Source organism: Hafnia sp. (assembly GCF_036648275.1).
Classification (GTDB): domain Bacteria; phylum Pseudomonadota; class Gammaproteobacteria; order Enterobacterales; family Enterobacteriaceae; genus Hafnia; species Hafnia alvei.
On the sequence record NZ_JAVXIQ010000002.1, the window covers coordinates 37540 to 56651 of the forward strand.

Sequence of the window (19112 nt, forward strand, 5' to 3'; positions counted from 1 at the left end):
TTAACCTCTGTGTGCAATTTACGCCCCTCGGTAGGGCGTTAAACACGGTCAGCTCACTCCCTGCGAGCTGGCTGTCACTAGCAGAGCGCTAGCGTAAAACAGGCGGGCGCGACTCTCCCTTGCGCGTCTCGATAAGAATCCATCCGGTGAAGAAATGACAAAAGGCCTTTTCAGGCCTCTCGTTAATCTGGGATTTTACACTTGAACATCCCAGTTTTTAAAATAGAGCTTTAATTTTTCGACGGTGTGACGCCATTTCGGCGTGGTGGGCTTACACACTGTGTTTTGATTGCCGAAAAATCCGACCTCATTCACCGCGTCTTGCTCACTGCGGGTTTCCAACCATTTAACGGGAACAAAATACTCGGACTTATCGGGGTCATCTGCGTTCCGGTGATAGAGATCGCTGTACTTAAGCACATCCATCGCCCGCTTTTCGCCATCGTCAGTGTTGATGGTGAAGCTACTGGCAGGCTCAACAGCGCTCTGCACAATCCCTACGCCGACGTAACCTGTTGCCGGAATTTTCACCCAGACGCGGTTGCCAGGCTGAAGCTGTTTTAACGTCTGACTGTACCAGCTCCCGCCCCCCGCGCTAATAAACCCGTAGCGGCGCGCCTCTTCCCAGACGCGACTGTTTGAATCGCCAAACGAGACATAAAACTCACCGTTCCAGGGTTCCTTTGCATTGGCACTTGTAGCGGTGGCCTGTGCGGCATTGGTTTGCGTTTCGCTCGGATCAATAAGCCAGGCACGGCTTAAGAACTGTTCGTCACCGTGCTGGAATACTTTAAAGAACAGAACGTTAATCGAGATGCCGTTTTTGCTCAGATAATCGACGATACGCTCGGTGGAGGGATCCAGCTCCGCTGCCACAATAATGATTTGATGTGATTTGTTGATGGCATCATCTTCCAGCTCGGCGTTGAAGCGTTGTCTGAATGCGTCACCCAAGTTTCCACCACCGGAAAATCTATCGTAAATCTGCGACAGACGCTCAGCACTTAAATCATCCACCCAGGAGGCGTAATCCAGCGCCTGAGCAACCACTTCGCGCGGCGTGCGGTCGCGTTTCAGTTCAATCAGGATCAGCGACGCATCCGGCGCAATCGCCAGTAGATCGATACGCCCTTTATCGAGCGTATTTTCCTGATGGCCGATGATCATCCACTGATCAGAGAGGATAGTGGGATCGTTTAAAATCATCTTCTCCAGCAGTTGCTCGCTGGCGAGTTTGCTGATAGTTAGCGGCTGGGGATTCTCCCCTATCCGCCAGATTGCATGATGAACCGGCATCGTCTGTTCCTTAGTTTAATGCTGCGTCGGTGAGGGCGTCCGCCAGGTGGAGCTGGGTTTGCTGGGCGGATTGCAGACGGGATTTGAGAATATCGCAGATTGAAAATAGTTCATTAACTCTCGAGACTATCCGCTCTTGTTCTAGCCTTGGGGGAAGAGAAACCAAAAAAGACCTGATCAAAGACAAATTTAAATTACCTTGAGATACGCCTTTGCCATATGTGTATTTTGAGGAGAATTCTCTCCCTATCGGAGAATTCAGCCACAACACTAAATAATGTGAATTAATATTTCTTTTCATTGGTTTTATCAATCCAGTACTAACATATATCGCAAATTCTAAATCTGAATCTATGACGGCACTCTCACCAATACCTGCACCAACTCGTGATAGTAAAATATCATTTAATTCTGGCTTTCTATTTTTGATGTATTGTTGATAATCGTCTTCAGAAACAAATCGACAATTCTCTGGCATAAACTTGAATGGTTTTACACATTGAGCAGAAACAAATGGCCTGCCGCTTTCTGTATATTTAGGCGTCTGGTGGGTACCATCTGTTATTAACTCGCTTATATCTTGCATATAAACTGTTTCCCACCCTTCCGGCAACTCATACGGTTTCTCATCATCATTAATTAGTGGCAATGGTTTTTGTTTTTTAATTTTTCCTTCTTTTACCAGTTGTGCTTTTTCCTGCTCAATACGTTTAAGCAGTTCAGAAGCAGGTTCGTCGTTAGGATCTTGCGGCACCAGTTTACCCATTACCGCCAGTTGCAGAATGGTTTGCTTAAGCACATCGATACTCGCCTCGGTGGTAAAGAGGGTATCGAAGTGCTGGCTAATTCGCGCCCAGTTTTCGGCGAGTTCTTCGGCATTTTGGCTATCGGTCAGCATCGCCAAAAGCGTTTCAACCAGTTGCTGATGCGCTTCTAAACTGGTCAGGGATTGCTGTTCCAGTTGGTCGCAGAGGGACATTAGTTCGTCAACTTTATTCACAATCCTTAATTGTTCTGAAATTGCTGTTAATTCAACCACTGCATTAATGGCTTTATCGGTTCCTAACCTTGGTAAGTTCATTCCATGCGTTGATTCATTTGCGTAAGCAATAAACCTTGGAGATTTAAGTAAAAGGCGAAGGTAACCAGGGAGAATATTACCGTAGACTTTTATAGGAATAATTTCAGTTGTACATACACCACTATCATCAGCAACCAAAACTTTATCCAGATATGGTCGTAACTTCCCGTAGAGGACATCATTTTTATTAAATTTATTCTTTGAACTTTTAAATGGACGCTCAGAGAACGTAACTCGATTTAAGAGTCTGGATGTACTCTTTTCAATATCTTCAAGTTCAACTATCCACGTATCTGCATCCGCATCTGTTGGTTCTGCTTTATCACACTCGCCATAGTTAGTAATAAAACCTAACCTCACCCACTCCCATCCCTCCGGCAATTCAAACGGCTTTTCACCCTCGCTAATTTCAGGTAGCGGCTTCTGCTTTTTAATTTTCCCCTGCTTCACCAGCTCCGCTTTCTCTGCGGCAATACGCTTTAACAGTTCCGATGCCGGCTCATCATTCGGATCCTGGGGTACCAGTTTACCACGCACTGCCAGTTCCAGAATCAGCTCGCGCAGTTTCTTAATGCCATAAAGGTCGATTTTGCCATTGCTACCACGCCCGGCCGTGGAGCGGGTTTGCAGCGCAGAGGACCAGATATCGATATGGTCGGTGATCAGCTTCTCTACGGTCATCAGTTCGCCCCCTTGCTGCCCGCCAGAGCTGCACCAAGAATATCGCGCAACTGGTTACGCAGCTCGCTGATTTCAGCCTGCTGCGTCTGGTACTGCGCCAGCAGTTCATCCGGATCGTGGCTGATGGTTTCACCCTGGTACGGGTTCTTGATATCAAGGTTGAAGTTGCGGGCGATGATGTCGTCGATGCTGACTTTCCACGCCTGATTGTTCTCTTCACGGCTGGCAAAACCATCAGCTTCGTTACCCCACCAGTCGATTTCCGCCTGGAACTCTTCAAACTTCATCGGCTTGGTTTTACTGTAGTTCTTCACGCCGTCCGGGTACGGATGCTCGTAGAACCAGACGTCTTTGGTTGGCTGACCTTTGGTGAAGAACAGGATATTGGTTTTGATGCCGGTGTACGGGTTAAACACGCCGTTCGGCAACCGCACGATGGTGTGCAGGTTGCACTCTTCGGTGAGCAGCTTTTTGATTTTGGTTTTTACGCCTTCACCAAACAGCGTGCCGTCCGGTAACACCACCGCCGCACGGCCTTTGTCTGCCAGCACTTCGATAATCAGTTGTAGGAACAGATCGGCGGTTTCACGGGTCTGCATCTCTGCCGGGAAGTTCTTCTCAATGCCGTCTTCTTCGGTGCCGCCAAACGGTGGGTTGGTGATAATCACGTCCAACTGCTCGTCCCATGAGGAGAGCGGTTTGTTGAGCGTGTTGTCATGGCGAATTTGCACCGGCACTTCAATGCCGTGCAGCAGCATGTTGGTGGTACACAGCAGGTGCGGCAGCTGTTTTTTCTCTACGCCGTGGATCTGCTGTTGCAGAGTTTTGTGGTCTTCAGTCGTTTTGACGTAATGCTCTTTCACATGGTCAAACGCGCAGGCAAGGAAGCCGCCGGTACCGCACGCCGGGTCCATAATCGACTCGCCCAGTTTCGGATCTATACGGTTGACCATAAAACGCGTCACGGCACGCGGGGTGTAGAACTCACCCGCATTACCGGCGCTTTGCAGGTCGCGCAGGATCTGTTCGTAGATATCGCCAAACAGATGGCGTTCCTGGCTGCTGCTGAAGTCGATTTCGTTGAGCTTGTTGATCACCTGACGCAGCAGCGTGCCGTTTTTCATGTAGTTGTAGGCATCGCTAAACGCCTGTTTGACCACAAACCCACGCGGGTTCTTATCGATCGGCGCGGTGAGATTTTTCAGGGTCGGGAACAGGTCGTCGTTCACAAATTCCAGCAACGCATCACCGGTGATGCCTTCGCTGTTCGCCGCCCAGCTACGCCATAAATAGCGCTGGGGGATCGGGAACTGGTAGTCATCCTGCTCCAGTTCCAGCTCTTCTTCCTGGGTATCAAAAATCTTCAAAAACAGCAGCCATGAAAGCTGCCCCAGACGCTGGGCATCGCCGTCCACACCTGCGTCTTTACGCATAATGTCCTGAAGGGATTTAATGACTGAGCTAATCGACATGTTTTCTTTCCATACTTAAAAAAGGATGCCACCGGTCGCAGACGCGGCCAGTGGCAATGTATTTATACGTTATCAGGCTGAGCGTGGCGGTAACTGGTAGATTTCGTTCTCCAGTTCGTTGACGGCTTGCTCATACGCCTTTTTGTCACCAAAGCGGGTTTTGATGATTTCTATCGGACGCCCCAGCGTATCGAATGGCTTCAGTTTGAGTACCTGAACGTCCTCAATTTCCTGAACGCCTTCATCGGCGTACTTATCCAACAACGTGTTAAGTACCTGCTGTGCTGGCTCGGCGTATTTGGTGAAGTAATTGCGCTTACGCACATTGGCCACGCGTTCCTGACGGGTTAACGGCGGCTGACCGTACACCACATGACAGAGCAAATCAAACGGGTCGAGATCTTTACCCACCTCTTCGGCCAGCACGTCCCACAGAATCCCCAGTTGCTCCAGTTCTTCGATGATGACCTGTTTGCGCGGTGCATCCTGCCATTTGCGCACGAAGCTATCCAGTGAGGCGTATTCGCTGTCTTTGAGCATCGTTTTACGGGTGTAATCCTGGAAGGATTCAGTCACCAGTTTGCCATCAGAATCGTAATACTGAACGCGCTTAGCCAGCACTTTTACATCCACGCCATTCACATAGAATTTGCGGACTTTGTTTTCATCGTCATCATGGAACTCACCGTTGCCCGCCTGCTTGTCACGATTGACCTGATAGTCAGCGACGTCTTCTCGCGCTTCACTGGCATCATTATCACCGCCATCCGCGTTATTTTCCGCATCCAGTTGTTCATTGAAGTCTGAATCTTTGTCAGAAATATCACCGGGTTTTACCACCAGCACTTTTTCTGGCAGGCCATCAAAGCGTGGGTCGGCAAACAGCTCGGTCGCTTTTTTGAAATCGAGAATAGTGAACCACAGCTTGCCGTGTTTTTCGTTGATGCGCGTGCCGCGCCCAATGATCTGTTTAAACTTGGTCATAGACTGAATGTTTTGATCCAGTACCACCAGCTTACAGGTCTGCGCATCAACGCCGGTGGTCATCAACTCCGACGTTGTCGCAATAACAGGGTAAGCTTTTTTAGGATTGATAAAGTTATCCAGTTGCGCCTTGCCGATATCATCGTCGCCGGTGATCTTCATCACGTACTTTTCGTTCTTCAACACCTGCTCGGGGTTGAGCACCACCAGCGCATGGCGCATTCGATCGGCGTGATCGATATCGTTGCAGAAAACGATGGTTTTATCCATCGGGTTGGTACGTTTCAGGTAATCGGTGATGGTCTGCGCCACCAGCATGGTGCGCTCATCAATCACCAGCGTGCGATCAAAATCCTTCAGATTGTAGATACGGTCTTCAATTTCTTCGCCGTATTTATCCAGTTGACCTTTGACAGGTCGCCAGCCCTGGACATCAACGTCTATATCAACGCGCACGACTTTGTAAGGGGCGAGGAAACCGTCTTCAATACCCTCTTTCAGCGAATAGGTGTAAACCGGCTCACCGAAGTAATCGATATTGGAGACGTCTTCCGTTTCTTTTGGCGTTGCGGTCAGACCGACCTGAGTGGCACTGCCGAAATACTCCAGTATTTCTCGCCAGGCGGAATCTTCGGAGGCGCTGCCACGGTGGCATTCGTCAATGACAATAAGGTCGAAGAAATCAGGCGCCACCTGTTTATAGGCTTTCTGGTGTTCTTCTGGTCCGGTAATGGCCTGGTACAACGCCAGATGCACCTCATAAGCCGGATCGATGGTGCGCCCGGTAACTTTAGTCATCGCATTACCGAACGGCTGAAAGTCGTTACGTTTAGTTTGATCAACCAGGATGTTGCGGTCCGCCAAGAATAGAATGCGTTTTTTGTTTTTGGCCTTCCACAGCCGCCAGATAATCTGGAATGCGGTATACGTTTTACCCGTACCGGTTGCCATGACCAGCAGAATGCGATTCTTTCCAGCTGATACGGCATCTACCGTTCGGTTAATCGCCTGCATCTGATAATAACGGGGTGATTTTCCGCTGCCGTCGTCGAAATAGTCTTGGCTGATAACCGGCAACTGCTCCTGAGTGAACCCTTTCCAGACACAGTATTTTTGCCAGAGCTGCTCAGGCGTTGGGAAGTCACTGAGGGCAATTTCGGATTCGAGCTGCTGCGGATTGGTTTTATCGTGGAAGATGAACCCGTCACCGTTGGAGGCAAATACAAAGGGAACATCGAGCAGGCTTGCGTAGTCCAGTCCCTGCTGCATCCCTTTACTGATGGCGTGCTTGTTAGCCTTGGCTTCGATAACTGCCAATGGCAAGTTAGGCTTGTGGTACAGCACGATATCGGCAGACTTAACTTTGATACGTGAGGCCAGTTTTCCACGGACGACAATCTTGCCATCTCGCAGCTTCACTTCCTGACGAATCTGCGCCAAATCATCCCAGCCAGCATCCTTAACCGCAGGCAGGATAAATTTGCTGATGATATCCGTTTCAGTCAGGTGCGTTTTGTTCACGCCAGCCATAGCAGGGCACTCCACAAAATTGGGTTAGCTCTGATTTTACACAGATTTGTGTTTCAGGTAATGACTTGAAACGAAGTTTGTGGCAGCTAGTGCCCTGGTCCTTATTTGGAAGAACAATTTCTGCCACTTAGCTACCATGGTTTTTTCATCTTTTGTAATTTCTGAAATTCGCTTCAGAAACGAAATAAATGTTTCCCCGAGCCCGGGAGCAAGCTACATAAAGCTTATTGCGCGACGAAGGTGGAAGTGTTTGTAGATTCGAGCTATTTAGAAGACGCCAGTGCGTAGCACCCATCACAATGCATACGTCCTGAAAATGATCCAGTCCTTTACTGGCTCCCCAATTTAGAGAGTAACAACCATAACGATGGTGCTCACTATAGAAAAGCTTAATGACGCTATCGTCTGAATGTAAGGTGGCCACACGCTCAGTATCGGTTACGATGTCAATAGATGTTTCACGAAAGTCATGTGCATCGATGCGGATATCCAGTCTCTCAGTAATAAATTCACATATTGTGCTTGAGCAACGCCACGTTCTACTGAGCGTCTCACGATCCACCACCAATCCAGCAGCAGTGAAGCGGGCTTCATATCGGGTAATATCGTCGTGAAGCGTGGAGTTAACATTGCCATCCCTGCTCGTATCATAGGTATGCTGATAAAAATCACCGGCAAAAAGGACTGATATTTCTGCCTCGCAAAGAGCCAATAAGAAATTAAAATCGTTTCCGGCAAAATCCTGCACTTCATCGACTAATAGTTCGTCGTAATATCGTTCAAGACGATCGCATATATCCGGCAGCATACCTCTAGCCATTAATAATTGAGCAAGCCGCCGATGATATATGCGGCCGCTATTATCCTGATAATGCAGTCGCTTAGTGCGTGGGATCCTCTGTGGCGGCTGGGAAAAACTCAGGCCGCGAGAAGCCAAATGTTCCTGGAGAAAGGGGCGAAAACAGAAACCGTGAAGAAATTCAAACCAAGTCATTACACGGATTCCTTCAGGCATAAACCCAAACAAATTTATGATCTTGGATCGCAGATGCGTCTCGTTATTGATGGTATGCGTCAGAATTAGTGTACGACTGTTTACCTTGAGTCTGTCTATCAGTAGTGTGGTTTTACCTGAGCCAGCAACGGCAAAAATCACCCTCTTAGCCATGCCAGAGCCTCCTGAATGTAGTCAGGAACGCAGAGCTCTTCTCCATCATGTTGTAACAGCTTAAATGCAGCTTCTGCCTTATTGGCCAGCATATAGTCTTGCACTGTCAATGTTCGTCGGCCTTCCCCAAACAGCAGCTCACATAACGCCATATTGTCCTGATACAGACAGATTTCAAACGTTGATCGCTCATCGTTGTGATCGGCGAAAACATTGATGTGATCGCAGATAATATCAGCATAACGTTCGGAGCAATTCTGTTGGTAGTTGCCATCGTTGTCTCGTAAAGCAGCTACTCGATTCCCCAGTAAAAGTGCCAGTTCAAGATAACGGCGGAAACTAGTACCGCCAATAGCGATAATATGAACACCATCATCTTCAGGGACGGCATTGAAGAGCTGACGGTAAAAAGACTCGATTAGGATATATTCGGCATCACCTTCTACCAGTAATACTCGTCTTGCCAGAGCAAATTCAAGAACATTATTATCTGGTGCCTTCATAAAGAAAGCTGCCGTTTCATCTGAAAGCTCATTTAATAAAACGGGTCGGGATTCCCCAAAGAGGATTGCTTTACGCAGATCAAGACGGGATGAAATATGGCTGCTATGTGTTGCGATGAAAAGTTGTTTCTGTTGCTCAGCGGCAAGCTGATTAACCAGCTTTTTCATACTCACGTGACTAAGATGGTTTTCCGGCTCCTCAAGCAATAATGAATGAAGCTCACCCTGTTGCTGATGCCTTCGTAGGGCAAACTCCGTTTTGATAAAGCATTGCCGACCTTTACCCCTATTACGGATAGAGATCCCACCTTCAGTAATATCCAGGTTAGCTTCGAGTCCCGATTTAGCTCCCGAACGGATACCAAACTGATAATCTTCCAACGTGCTGTTAACAGCGGACAATTGCTGGTTACAGAAGAGGTTTTTCTGTTGACGATAACTGTTTTCAAGGCGGTACCGTTCCGCGACAGACACATTCACACCATAAACTGTGCGAGTATAGTCCAGTGCAGCATGATCACTATCGATACGTGCGTTTTCAAGAAGCAGATGCCGCAGGTAGCGCCTGAAGCTCGCAAAATGGCTTCCAGAAAAAGTTGTGAATTTAACCGCGTAGTATTCGAAGGGGAAATTTGTCGGATCCTGCTGCAAAACTTGTCGAATGTCCTCGCCATATTCGTCAAGCATCGGTGCAATTCGCATTCTGAGGCCATCGGCATCTATGCCAGCCAGATTCTGTCGGCCATTGAGATCAGGATTGTTACCTTGATGAAGAAAGACGTCAGCGATAAGTACTGGTAGCAGATCGGCCCGACGTTCACCCGCCAGAAAATTCTCCACCGCAGATTGTGAAATAAGGGATTCAACGCCCAGAGTTTCAACACGATGTCTACTGTCACTCAAAACCAAATCAAGAGCCAGTAAGATGCTACTTTTACCCGATTCATTATCACCGATGAATATGTTTCGATCAGCATTGAAAAACAGGTCCAGGCGCGGAAACTTTTTAAAATTTTGCAGTATCAACCGAGTAATTACAGGCATGCTAAAGTCCCTATTTATGAGCGATCTAACATTATCTCCAACGAAGTGAAATTTTGTAAACTTCAATTATCAAGATAAAAACCTCACCGAAACATGATCTTACCAGTGATTTTCTTGTTTTTTTGAGAGCTGTATCCAAAATACATGGTCAGTTCAGGTTTAGAGGATGTTCTAGTGCTCCAGGCTTCGATGGTTAGTTGTTACTACGAACAGAAATTGACCATAGACTAAAACCCTGTAAGCAGGGTAAGCCGTCCTTTAAGACCAAGCAGACGGCATAGAGTGAATGGATTACTGGGTATACATCATTGTGATTGCCGCACAATGTGATGCGGCCTGAACAACGATCAGATTAAGGTACTGTTACTCCGGGGGCGTCCTGTCAATGGACGCTCGGGTACTTCGTTGCATCCGTACATTAGTAGCGCGTTTTTCTGTTCAATCTTGGTCATGTATTCCAGTACGTCGCGCATGTTAGAAATGCTTCCCGAATCGCTGTAACGGACCGGTATATTGATATCCGCCTCATAGTTCGGCTTATGCTCACAACGATAGTAACAGCCGTCATTTTCCGTGATTTCACGCCAGCATGCCCCGGCCTTCTCCATCCAGAAAAAGGGCTTCTGAGTCTTATTACCATCCAGCCAGAAAGCCACATGCGCATGGAACAGGTGATCCTCGGTCCATTCAATTACCCAAAAATAACCCACCACTACGGGCATACTCATCATTTCGTCCATCAGATGCCGGACATCAGACTCCATCTGCTGATGATCCGGATGGTGATATTTAAAGGTATTTTTTTGATAGAAAAGATCCTGCCGTATTACCCTCAGACAGGAATAGCGATTAACCATCGCGTTAATATGCATATCAAGGACAGATTTCAAAAACCAGTCCGGTGTCCAGTTGCGTTTTTTCATAGCGTTATCTCCTGATCGCCGATAGCAGGATCAGTTTTGAATTAATATGTGGGATAGTGTCGATGCCCTGAAGCGGGTATCGCGGTATTTCTGTTTGCGTAACACAGCATTGAGATGCCGAAGATAAATCCATAACAGGGAAAAATAACCGACTGTAGATGGATTACAGGCAGCAGATGGAACTGGCTGCGGACAGTAGTTGCTTACTTGATTACGAGCAGGGAGTGAGTCTTAATTATATTAATTAACCGAAATTAATATTTCCCCGGATCGCGCCTTTGCGAGGGGAAATAATACGGACGACAAGTCAGGTCCTAAAACCCTATTTATCCCTCTCGACTGTATATTCCTGTTCCGCACTGAGGGCATTTTTTTCTACCTCCATACGTCAAACCGCACATGGTGCATTGCCACCGGGTAGTCGTAATGACCGGCGGGAGTTGTGCCAGAAGGCGCTGTAGCTTCGCCACTGCTGAAGGCTTGCTATTGACGGTTGCCAGATAAGGGCACTGCAGCAGTACTTCCGGCACTCCCTGAAGTATGTCATGTTCGAACCAGAGCGGGGACGTTCTGGTGGGAAGGTGGAATATCAATGGGCACTGACAGTGGTGACAGCGCCAGTCTTCACTTTCGGCTATATTCACTTGGCGGGCGGGCACAATTTCGCCGGTGCCTCGCTGTGCGATATAACATTTCAGCATTCGCATTCACCAGCCCTCACATTGGCCTAGTGGCACGAATATAATTTTCAGTTAGCGTTTTCAGTCCTCGGTATGATTTTTGTTTTTCTGATATCCATTGCTTCAGCGTGTCAGGAAGCGGTAAATGCAGCGAATACCATTCATCCAAATCCCGGCCTGCAACCAGTTCACACCAGCAGAGTAGTGTCAGTGTTTGTCGAAAGCCCGGTTGCGTATGCAGCCGGAATAACATTTGTAATTGTTCCGCCAGTCTGCTTTTCCCAAGACGGTAACATTCACTGAGCAACACCCCAGGCAACAGAGAATAGTCAGTACGTTTGTTTAGTCGGGGAATAACGGCACACTCTTCCTCCTGGGATGTTTGAGTGACCTGCAGCAGACACTGTGGGACGACAATTACCGATGTCATATCGCCCGAAGATCTGCACGATGTAATCGCCAGCTTGTGCCAGTGCTCTATTTCCTGCTGGCACAAACCATGGAACAAATTGATTCGAGTAAAATCATTGAGCCAGGTTTGGTAATGGTTAAGCAAGTGGATGTTTTTCATGGGTAATTTTCCTTGATTATTAAATCTCAGGCAGCCGTAATCCTCCGCAGAGAGCGGATAGTGCAAGCACGGCCTGGATGAATGTTATTTGGTGAAGTAAGGCTTACTGCTGTTTGTGGGATTCTTCGATACGAGACTGCAACCAGGCTTCCACTTCACTTTTCCGCCAGCGGGAACTGCGTCCAAATTTGGTAGGTTTTGGAAACCTACCGTCTTTAATCAGTTTGTAAAACCACTTGTCAGTAAGTTGGGTGAGTTGCGTGATGAAAGCCATATCGATGAACTGGTCTTCGAGTAGGGAAGTTTTAATGGTCATGATTAGACCCTCCGGTAGCTAAATGGATACCGGAGTCGAATTATGAATCACTGCTGCCCGCTCCGGCATAGATACCGGTGGAGCTGTAAAAAATTAGAGATAATTGTTGCCCAACTCCGAAGCGCTTTCTGCCTTGCTGATTAAGTATGCCCCTTATACCCATATTGAACGTGCTCAGCCTGCTCGACACGAGGACTTCTTCCTGATGTTTAAACTGCGGATTGAGGTATGCTCTTCGTAGTCAAGCCATTACCTAGTAAATCAAAGATGTTTTCTCTGTAAGTTATTGATATTTAAATTTTCAACCATTTTTTGTTAATACGTTTTTACTACACTAAAACTATGAAAAATCTATGATTTTTTTTGTTTTATTCATCGTTATCGCTATTGCCATTTTACGTTTTTACTATGTAAGATGAAGTTAATGAATTTCTGTGGGTGGTGACAAAATGAACGAAAAAACGGATGTTGAGAAAAGTCGGGCATGGGAGATAGAGCGTTCCGAAAAAGAAAAAATCAGGCTCAGAAAGGAACAGGCAGAAAATAAGGCCTGGATAAAAAACAAACTAAAATGGTTGAATAAAGAACCAAGAGCTGCATTTTTTTTCTTTTTTTACCTGGGAATTAATTTCCAAAAATCCAGAGGTGGCTGCGTTGTGCCGAAAACTGAAAAATATGATAATCCATTATCAGCAGAAGCTCTCGGAACCAAATTATTTAGAATCGCTATTGATAAAACACCAGAGCAGCAACCAGAAGTAAGGGCTACGATCGGTGGGATCACATCGGATTTCGATTTTAATTCTCACCAAGACAAATCTGAATCAGTTGCACAGGAGGTACAAGAAAAATTAGAAAAGAACAGTTTGATGAATACAGTATCCGTCATTCAAGAAAATCCAAAAGAAGACATAGATAAAATCATCAATAAGCTTAATACTTATAAGTTGAATAACAAACCTGCCAATGGAGTTTTCTTCCCATATTTTGCCAAAGACTTTACAGGAATAGAAGATATTCCCGCTTATATAATAAAGACTTTATCTTTCTTCGATATGAATAATGTTCTGAGTTTTATAAAAGAAACCAATGAGGCATGGGTAAGAGCCCAGGAGGATTTTCAACAGGCTTTTTCATGGATGGATATTAAAAACGAACAACAGTGCATTTGGGCCTGGAATACCATGAAGGATAAGGGCGTTTCCCCTCCAGTTAATCCACTCAATAATTTTCAGCGCTGGCATTTTATCTGCGCAACCTTCGATTTATGGCAGGGATGGACTAAAGAGCAGCTTGATGAATTAACGAGAGGTCAGAAAAAAATAAGTCCGCAACGCCTTGAGTTAAAGTTATCTGTTTGCCCTCCGAGGAAACACAAGGCTGTCTTGATGGATGAACTGGAAAAAGCCTGGAAGATGAAACTGGGTCGTAAGACAGTAAATAATCATAATGCAGAACTAAAACTCCCAGCAAAAATAAGAAAAAAACTGACGAAGCTTTCACAGAAATACGAGATTTCTGAGTTGGATATGATGAGCTTGCTTATTGAAAGTGAGTGTGCTAGGAATGATCTGTAGAAAGTAAAATACTTTTGTTTATTTAAAAAGAATTCAAATATATATCATCTCCCTGAACATACCTCATTAACTGCAGAACCTAACGGTTCTGCAGTTTTTTGTTTTCTTTATCTCAGGAGATGTCATGAAAAATCAGGAAGGCCTGCAGCCCCTGCAGCAATCGCTTTCTGGCCTGCCGCAGTGGGCGTCGGAGCGTATTCTGCAGCAGATAAACCAGCTTACTCACTACGAACCGGTGATCGGCATTATGGGTAAAACCGGGGCGGGCAAGAGCAGTTTGTGCAATGCCCTGTTTGCCGGAGAGGTATCGCCGGTCAGCGATGTGGTGGCCTGTACCCGTGACCCCCTGCGCTTTCGTTTGCAGATTGGCGAGCGCTTTATGACTATTGTGGACTTGCCAGGTGTCGGTGAAAGCGAAAGTCGTGATACGGAATATGTCACGCTGTACCGGCAACAGCTTCCCCGGCTTGACCTGGTGCTGTGGTTGATTAAGGCCGATGACCGGGCGCTGGCGGTGGATGAGCATTTTTACCGTCAGGTGATTGGCGAGCAGTACCGGCATAAGATGCTGTTTGTCATCAGTCAGGCCGACAAGATTGAGCCAGCCAGTGGCAGCGAGATATTATCTACGGAGCAGAAACGCAATATCAGCCGCAAAATCTGCCTGTTACATGAACTGTTCCAGCCGGTAAACCCGGTTTGCGCGGTGTCAGTACGTCTGCAATGGGAGCTTCGGGTAATGGCTGAAAGGATGATCCGTTGCCTGCCACGCGAGGCCAGCAGTCCGGTAGCGGTACAGCTCAGTGCGCCGCTTCGTACCGATGCCGTTAATAAAAAAGCCTGTGACGATTTTGGGGAAACGGTAGGCTCGGTAGTGGACACAATAAGTTCCCTGCCCCTGATACCAGCCCCGGTTCGGGCAATCATTCAGGCTGTACGCGATACCGTGGTGTCAGTCGCCCGTGCCGTCTGGAATTTCTTCTTCTGAATATTGCCACTTAATCCGTCGTTTCCTGAGCCTTGTCGCCATTTGAGCGACAAGGCTTTTTTGCTTTTTTTATCCATCATGAGGAGTCTGCTTATGACCCGTCTGGCTTCGCGCTTTGGCGCAGCAAACCTTATTCGTCGTGATCGTCCGCTAACCCGTGAAGAGTTGTATCGCGTGGTGCCCAGTGTGTTCAGTGAGGATAAACACGCGTCCCGCAGTGAGCGGTATACCTACATTCCCACAATTTCCCTGCTCGACAGCCTGCAACGCGAAGGCTTTCAGCCGTTCTTTGCCTGTCAGACTCGCGTTCGTGACCCCGATCGCCGTGAGCATACAAAGCATATGTTACGCCTGCGCCGGGAGGGACAAATCACCGGCAAACAGGTACCGGAAATCATTCTGCTCAACTCTCATGATGGTACAAGTTCGTACCAGATGCTGCCGGGACTATTTCGTGCAGTGTGCCAGAACGGGCTCGTCTGCGGTGAGTCGTTTGGAGAGGTGCGGGTGCCGCACAAAGGGGATGTGGTGAGTCAGGTGATTGAAGGGGTGTATGAGGTGCTGGGGATTTTTGACCGCGTGGAGGAAAAACGGGATGCGATGCAGTCGCTGATACTGCCACCTCCTGCGCAACAGGCGCTGGCACAGGCTGCACTGACGTACCGTTTCGGGGAAGACCACCAGCCGGTTGCTCCATCACAGGTGCTGTCCCCACGCCGCTGGCAGGATGAAAGCAACGACCTGTGGACCACGTATCAGCGTATTCAGGAGAACCTGATTAAGGGCGGGCTTAGTGGTCGGAGTGCGAAAGGCGGACGAACGCATACCCGTGCGGTGCGCGGTATTGACGGTGATGTGAAGCTTAACCGTGCGCTGTGGGTGATGGCAGAAACGATGCTCAGCGGGTTGCAGACAAACAAATACTAGCTCCGGATTAATGCGGACATCACCTGTCCGTTCGCTGCTCAATTTACAGGCAATTTTTCCTCTGACTGGACACGAAGCCGCATTCTGATTGCATTCAGCCTGCTGAAAAAATACAGCTTCGGCTGTCCATATCCTGTCCGGCCCTCTAGTTACAATAATCACTTAATTTTCAGTCCATTAACAGAATGGAGAACGCCTCTCATGTCTCAGGCTGAGCGCCGCCATGAGCGCCTTGCGGTCCGCTTGTCGCTGATTATCAGCCGCCTTGTAGCGGGAGAAACACTTATCATGCAGAAGCTGGCTGCCGAGTTTGGCGTGTCAGTTCGCACGCTGCGTAGGGATTTTCGTGAGCGGCTGACCTATCTCGACCTGGAGTTCCGTGACGGGCAGTGCAGCCTGCTGTCCGGTAGTCGCCAGCGGGAGCTGGCGGTGCAGACTTTCGTCCGCCACTCCGGTGTGGAGGCGCTCTTTCCGGATATCGACAATCAACTGGTTACCTCTCTGTTGAGTGCCAGCGAATCTCCCTGCCTTATCTGGCACAGCGCTACCTCCCGGGCACTGGCACGGCCTGAAGTGTTTACGCGATTGGTTCGCGCTATCACTGAACACCGTCGGGTGACGCTACTGGCAGAAGGCGGTCGTTACTCCGGCCTGGCTCCTTACCGTCTGGTGTGCAGCGACGGTTGCTGGTATCTGACCGGTGAGCTCGGGGGGCATATAACGGTTTTCTCGCTGGGCGATATTCACACGGTAACCTTCCACCCGGCACTGTTCGTGCCGGATGCACGGGTGCGTAACCTGCTGTCAAATCCCGATTTTCTTCGGGTATTACCTTACTTTCAAACCTTCCACTCACTGCTCGTTGTCAGTGACGACGGGTTTTCACCTCAAAAGGAACAGATATGAAATTACTTACTACCACGGCGCTGGCGCTCAGTCTGTGCGCGGGTACCGTTTTGCCAGTAGCCGCTGAAAATGTCGTAGGGACTGTTAAGGCCTGGCAATACATGCAAGCTGACGGCTGGAAATCAGCCGATGGTCTGGACAATCACACCCTCAGCAATGCGCTCTACGGCGCCAGAGTCATTGATAATTACCCTTGGACCCGGCAGTTTCTGCTACGGATGGGATACAACGGAGGCTATTTTCTCGCTGACAAAAACACCAAAACGGTACGCAAACTTGCACTCAAAACGGCCAGTGGCTCCCCCGCCGATTTGACATCCGTGTACCAGGGAGAGGGTAAGGCGTGTGGGTTCACTCTGATTGATACCCAGGCCTCGCTGCTGGACGAAGCACAACAGAGATCGGGTGGTATAGATAATCCGACAGAAGCGTTGAACCATGTCCGGTCTACCTACGTTCCGAAAGCCCTGCTGGTCGTGCCGGATAATTGCGTCAATCCAAAACAACAGGCCGCGCTGGCGGCTAAGCGTTCTCAAAAAGACCGCGAACTGCAGCAGTGGGTGGCAAAGCAAAGCATGGCTGAACTGTGCCGCCGTACTGGTAACTGCTGAGAATCTGGTTACAGGCGTTTTAAATTACATCAGATGCCTGGCAATCTATCGGGTGTATAGGACACCCATTAATTCAGGAAGAATGCCATGTTAAGAATTATAACCTCAGCCATACCCGCTCTCATTCTGTCACTCACCACCTTCAGTACCGGTGCCGCACAGCTTCCGGCAAGCCTGATGGATAAAGACAATCCAGGCCAGGAGTACTGGTGCCAGGGAAACGACATCAACACCTCCATGTGCTCACTGACCGGCGTCAGTCATGACCGTAAGTTTGCCCTGATTCAGGACCTGCCGGGCCCTGCCTGTGAAGATTTAAGCTTCGGGGTTATCGACCTGGTGCGCCAGACCGGCATCAATGTTCCTTACGATGGTGGTGACTGTAAGGGCGATGTGCAGGCCGGTTTTGTGCGAGGCACGAAAGATAATGCCCTGTATGTGAAGATTGTCCGGGGCAGCAAAACCCTGAGGCTGTATAAGGTACAAACCGGTTACTGATAATCCCCCCACACCTGCATACACCCACAGCCCCTGACGCATCTGCGTCAGGGGCTTTTGCTTTTAAGGTACACCGAATGCCTGAATCTCACATGTTGCCACCGGGACCTTTCACCCGACGGCAGGCTGAAGGTGTTACCCGCCGGTATCACAACATCAGCATTGAAGACGACCAGGGCAGCCACTTCCGTCTGGTGGTTCGTGACTCTGAAGGCCGAATGGTCTGGCGGGCGTGGTGCTTTGAAACGGATGCCGGTGAAGGACTTAACCGCTATATCCGGCAATACGGCATCCTCAGATGCATCCTCCTGTTGACCACACCCATTCATCATCCCTGCATGTCCTTTATTTCCCATACGCCAGCCATCGTCGCTGGCGTTTTTAATGACGGAGAATATTCATGACGACACAAACGCAATACGAATTGATGTCTGCTAATGAACCTCAATTTGCCCTTACTGCAACACCAGTACCTGACGTACAGCGTCTCGATTTCTGGCCGCTGTACTTTGGCGAGATCCCGCAATGGATAACGCTGGAACCGCGTATTTTCGCCTGGATGGACCGCTTCTGTGATGAGTACAGTGGTGGTATCTGGTCCTTTTACACGCTTAGTAATGGCGGCGCGTTTATGGCACCTGATGCTGACAGTGACGATAAATGGCGTCTGTTCAACAGCATGAACGGCAATGATGCGGATATGAGTGCAGAAGCCGCAGGTATCGCGGTCTGCCTGATTGAATACAGCCATCGCGCCTGCCGTACAGAGTGTGACGCAATGACCGCGCACTATTACCGCCTGCGGGACTATGCCCTGCAGCATCCTGAAGCTCACGCCATTCTGCGCATCATCGACTGACCGGAGGTACAACGAATGAACCAGCTTTCCTTTTTACCCGGCGAGATAACGCCACAGGACCGGCGTCTCATCCAGCGAGCCCTCAGGATTCTGGACCGGCATCTGCATGAGCCCGGGGTAGCCTTCACCTCCACCCACGCCGTACGTGAATGGCTGCGACTGCATATGGCCGCGCTTGAGCGGGAAGAGTTCCGGGTGTTGTATCTGGACAACCAGAATCAGCTTATTGCCCATGAGACGCTCTTTAGCGGCACGATTAACCGCACCGAGGTCCATCCCCGGGAAGTGGTCAAACGTGCTCTTTATTTCAATGCGGCGGCGGTGATACTGGCGCATAACCATCCTTCCGGCGAGACGACGCCCAGCCAGGCTGACAAAGCCCTCACGCAGCGACTGGTGCAGGTGCTTCAACTGGTGGATATCCGTGTCCCTGACCATCTGATTGTCGGCGGCAGGCAAATCTATTCGTTCGCAGAACACGGTCTGCTGTGAGGTAT

Annotated in this window: 18 protein-coding genes and 1 pseudogene; 9 read left to right on the forward strand and 10 right to left on the reverse strand. The window is 48.7% G+C overall.

Annotated features, from left to right (window positions below):
* Positions 1 to 195: 195 nt before the first annotated feature.
* From RSC70_RS02765 to RSC70_RS02810, 10 genes are all read right to left on the reverse strand, one after another.
* Positions 196 to 1296 (reverse strand): nuclease, encoded by a 1101-nt coding sequence (locus tag RSC70_RS02765; protein ID WP_332541584.1) that lies wholly within the window; start codon positions 1294 to 1296, stop codon positions 196 to 198.
* 10 nt (positions 1297 to 1306) lie between these two features.
* Complete coding sequence (locus RSC70_RS02770) at positions 1307 to 3058, reverse strand: restriction endonuclease subunit S (protein ID WP_332541586.1); 1752 nt, start codon at positions 3056 to 3058, stop codon at positions 1307 to 1309.
* Positions 3058 to 4530: an N-6 DNA methylase gene (locus tag RSC70_RS02775; RefSeq protein WP_332541587.1), complete on the reverse strand. Its 1473-nt coding sequence runs from the start codon at positions 4528 to 4530 to the stop codon at positions 3058 to 3060. Before RSC70_RS02775 ends, RSC70_RS02770 begins: the two co-directional genes overlap by 1 nt.
* Positions 4531 to 4602: 72 nt before the next feature.
* Positions 4603 to 7044, reverse strand: coding sequence for an EcoAI/FtnUII family type I restriction enzme subunit R (hsdR, locus tag RSC70_RS02780; protein ID WP_332541588.1), 2442 nt, complete (start codon positions 7042 to 7044; stop codon positions 4603 to 4605).
* A gap of 145 nt (positions 7045 to 7189) precedes the next feature.
* Positions 7190 to 8212: a DNA helicase UvrD gene (locus tag RSC70_RS02785; protein WP_332541589.1), complete on the reverse strand. Its 1023-nt coding sequence runs from the start codon at positions 8210 to 8212 to the stop codon at positions 7190 to 7192.
* On the reverse strand, positions 8197 to 9759 hold the full coding sequence (locus RSC70_RS02790; RefSeq protein WP_075184008.1) for an ATP-dependent nuclease: 1563 nt from the start codon (positions 9757 to 9759) through the stop codon (positions 8197 to 8199). The genes RSC70_RS02785 and RSC70_RS02790 overlap by 16 nt, the downstream gene beginning before the upstream one ends.
* Positions 9760 to 10106: 347 nt before the next feature.
* Positions 10107 to 10682, reverse strand: a complete 576-nt coding sequence (locus RSC70_RS02795; protein WP_023301383.1) for an inovirus-type Gp2 protein — start codon at positions 10680 to 10682, stop codon at positions 10107 to 10109.
* Positions 10683 to 11008: 326 nt separating this feature from the next.
* A complete protein-coding gene (locus RSC70_RS02800) occupies positions 11009 to 11389 on the reverse strand; it encodes a putative zinc ribbon protein (protein ID WP_332541590.1) in 381 nt (126 codons plus the stop codon).
* A 10-nt stretch (positions 11390 to 11399) separates the two neighbouring features.
* Positions 11400 to 11933, reverse strand: a complete 534-nt coding sequence (locus RSC70_RS02805; RefSeq protein WP_332541591.1) for a secretoglobin family protein — start codon at positions 11931 to 11933, stop codon at positions 11400 to 11402.
* Positions 11934 to 12036: 103 nt separating this feature from the next.
* Positions 12037 to 12249 carry a helix-turn-helix transcriptional regulator gene (locus RSC70_RS02810; RefSeq protein ID WP_137398799.1) on the reverse strand — a complete coding sequence of 71 codons (213 nt, stop codon included), beginning with the start codon at positions 12247 to 12249 and terminating at the stop codon, positions 12037 to 12039.
* 449 nt (positions 12250 to 12698) lie between these two features.
* Between RSC70_RS02810 and RSC70_RS02815 the strand changes: the two genes are divergently transcribed.
* The 9 genes and pseudogenes from RSC70_RS02815 (at position 12699) to RSC70_RS02855 (ending at position 19107) form a co-directional block, all read left to right on the forward strand.
* Positions 12699 to 13826 (forward strand): hypothetical protein, encoded by a 1128-nt coding sequence (locus tag RSC70_RS02815; RefSeq protein ID WP_332541592.1) that lies wholly within the window; start codon positions 12699 to 12701, stop codon positions 13824 to 13826.
* Positions 13827 to 13950: 124 nt separating this feature from the next.
* Positions 13951 to 14814: a GTPase family protein gene (locus tag RSC70_RS02820; RefSeq protein ID WP_332541594.1), complete on the forward strand. Its 864-nt coding sequence runs from the start codon at positions 13951 to 13953 to the stop codon at positions 14812 to 14814.
* 93 nt (positions 14815 to 14907) lie between these two features.
* On the forward strand, positions 14908 to 15741 hold the full coding sequence (locus RSC70_RS02825) for a DUF932 domain-containing protein (RefSeq protein WP_332541595.1): 834 nt from the start codon (positions 14908 to 14910) through the stop codon (positions 15739 to 15741).
* A 201-nt stretch (positions 15742 to 15942) separates the two neighbouring features.
* Complete coding sequence (locus RSC70_RS02830) at positions 15943 to 16647, forward strand: WYL domain-containing protein (protein ID WP_332541596.1); 705 nt, start codon at positions 15943 to 15945, stop codon at positions 16645 to 16647.
* Positions 16644 to 17258 (forward strand): hypothetical protein, encoded by a 615-nt coding sequence (locus tag RSC70_RS02835; protein WP_332541597.1) that lies wholly within the window; start codon positions 16644 to 16646, stop codon positions 17256 to 17258. Before RSC70_RS02830 ends, RSC70_RS02835 begins: the two co-directional genes overlap by 4 nt.
* An 87-nt stretch (positions 17259 to 17345) precedes the next feature.
* Positions 17346 to 17756: a hypothetical protein gene (locus RSC70_RS02840; RefSeq protein ID WP_332541599.1), complete on the forward strand. Its 411-nt coding sequence runs from the start codon at positions 17346 to 17348 to the stop codon at positions 17754 to 17756.
* Between the two features lie 77 nt (positions 17757 to 17833).
* Positions 17834 to 18049 (forward strand): annotated as a pseudogene (locus tag RSC70_RS02845) (DUF905 domain-containing protein); the annotation flags it as partial.
* A gap of 107 nt (positions 18050 to 18156) precedes the next feature.
* Positions 18157 to 18615 (forward strand): antirestriction protein, encoded by a 459-nt coding sequence (locus RSC70_RS02850; RefSeq protein ID WP_332541601.1) that lies wholly within the window; start codon positions 18157 to 18159, stop codon positions 18613 to 18615.
* Positions 18616 to 18630: 15 nt separating this feature from the next.
* Positions 18631 to 19107 (forward strand): JAB domain-containing protein, encoded by a 477-nt coding sequence (locus RSC70_RS02855; protein WP_332541602.1) that lies wholly within the window; start codon positions 18631 to 18633, stop codon positions 19105 to 19107.
* Positions 19108 to 19112 lie beyond the last annotated feature (5 nt).

Coding starts and splice junctions, on each gene's coding strand:
- RSC70_RS02765 (WP_332541584.1), bottom strand. CDS start 1,296: ATGCCGGTTCATCATGCAATCTGGCGGATAGGGGAGAATCCCCAGCCG.
- RSC70_RS02770 (WP_332541586.1), bottom strand. CDS start 3,058: ATGACCGTAGAGAAGCTGATCACCGACCATATCGATATCTGGTCCTCT.
- RSC70_RS02775 (WP_332541587.1), bottom strand. CDS start 4,530: ATGTCGATTAGCTCAGTCATTAAATCCCTTCAGGACATTATGCGTAAA.
- hsdR (WP_332541588.1), bottom strand. CDS start 7,044: ATGGCTGGCGTGAACAAAACGCACCTGACTGAAACGGATATCATCAGC.
- RSC70_RS02785 (WP_332541589.1), bottom strand. CDS start 8,212: ATGGCTAAGAGGGTGATTTTTGCCGTTGCTGGCTCAGGTAAAACCACA.
- RSC70_RS02790 (WP_075184008.1), bottom strand. CDS start 9,759: ATGCCTGTAATTACTCGGTTGATACTGCAAAATTTTAAAAAGTTTCCG.
- RSC70_RS02795 (WP_023301383.1), bottom strand. CDS start 10,682: ATGAAAAAACGCAACTGGACACCGGACTGGTTTTTGAAATCTGTCCTT.
- RSC70_RS02800 (WP_332541590.1), bottom strand. CDS start 11,389: ATGCGAATGCTGAAATGTTATATCGCACAGCGAGGCACCGGCGAAATT.
- RSC70_RS02805 (WP_332541591.1), bottom strand. CDS start 11,933: ATGAAAAACATCCACTTGCTTAACCATTACCAAACCTGGCTCAATGAT.
- RSC70_RS02810 (WP_137398799.1), bottom strand. CDS start 12,249: ATGACCATTAAAACTTCCCTACTCGAAGACCAGTTCATCGATATGGCT.
- RSC70_RS02815 (WP_332541592.1), top strand. CDS start 12,699: ATGAACGAAAAAACGGATGTTGAGAAAAGTCGGGCATGGGAGATAGAG.
- RSC70_RS02820 (WP_332541594.1), top strand. CDS start 13,951: ATGAAAAATCAGGAAGGCCTGCAGCCCCTGCAGCAATCGCTTTCTGGC.
- RSC70_RS02825 (WP_332541595.1), top strand. CDS start 14,908: ATGACCCGTCTGGCTTCGCGCTTTGGCGCAGCAAACCTTATTCGTCGT.
- RSC70_RS02830 (WP_332541596.1), top strand. CDS start 15,943: ATGTCTCAGGCTGAGCGCCGCCATGAGCGCCTTGCGGTCCGCTTGTCG.
- RSC70_RS02835 (WP_332541597.1), top strand. CDS start 16,644: ATGAAATTACTTACTACCACGGCGCTGGCGCTCAGTCTGTGCGCGGGT.
- RSC70_RS02840 (WP_332541599.1), top strand. CDS start 17,346: ATGTTAAGAATTATAACCTCAGCCATACCCGCTCTCATTCTGTCACTC.
- RSC70_RS02850 (WP_332541601.1), top strand. CDS start 18,157: ATGACGACACAAACGCAATACGAATTGATGTCTGCTAATGAACCTCAA.
- RSC70_RS02855 (WP_332541602.1), top strand. CDS start 18,631: ATGAACCAGCTTTCCTTTTTACCCGGCGAGATAACGCCACAGGACCGG.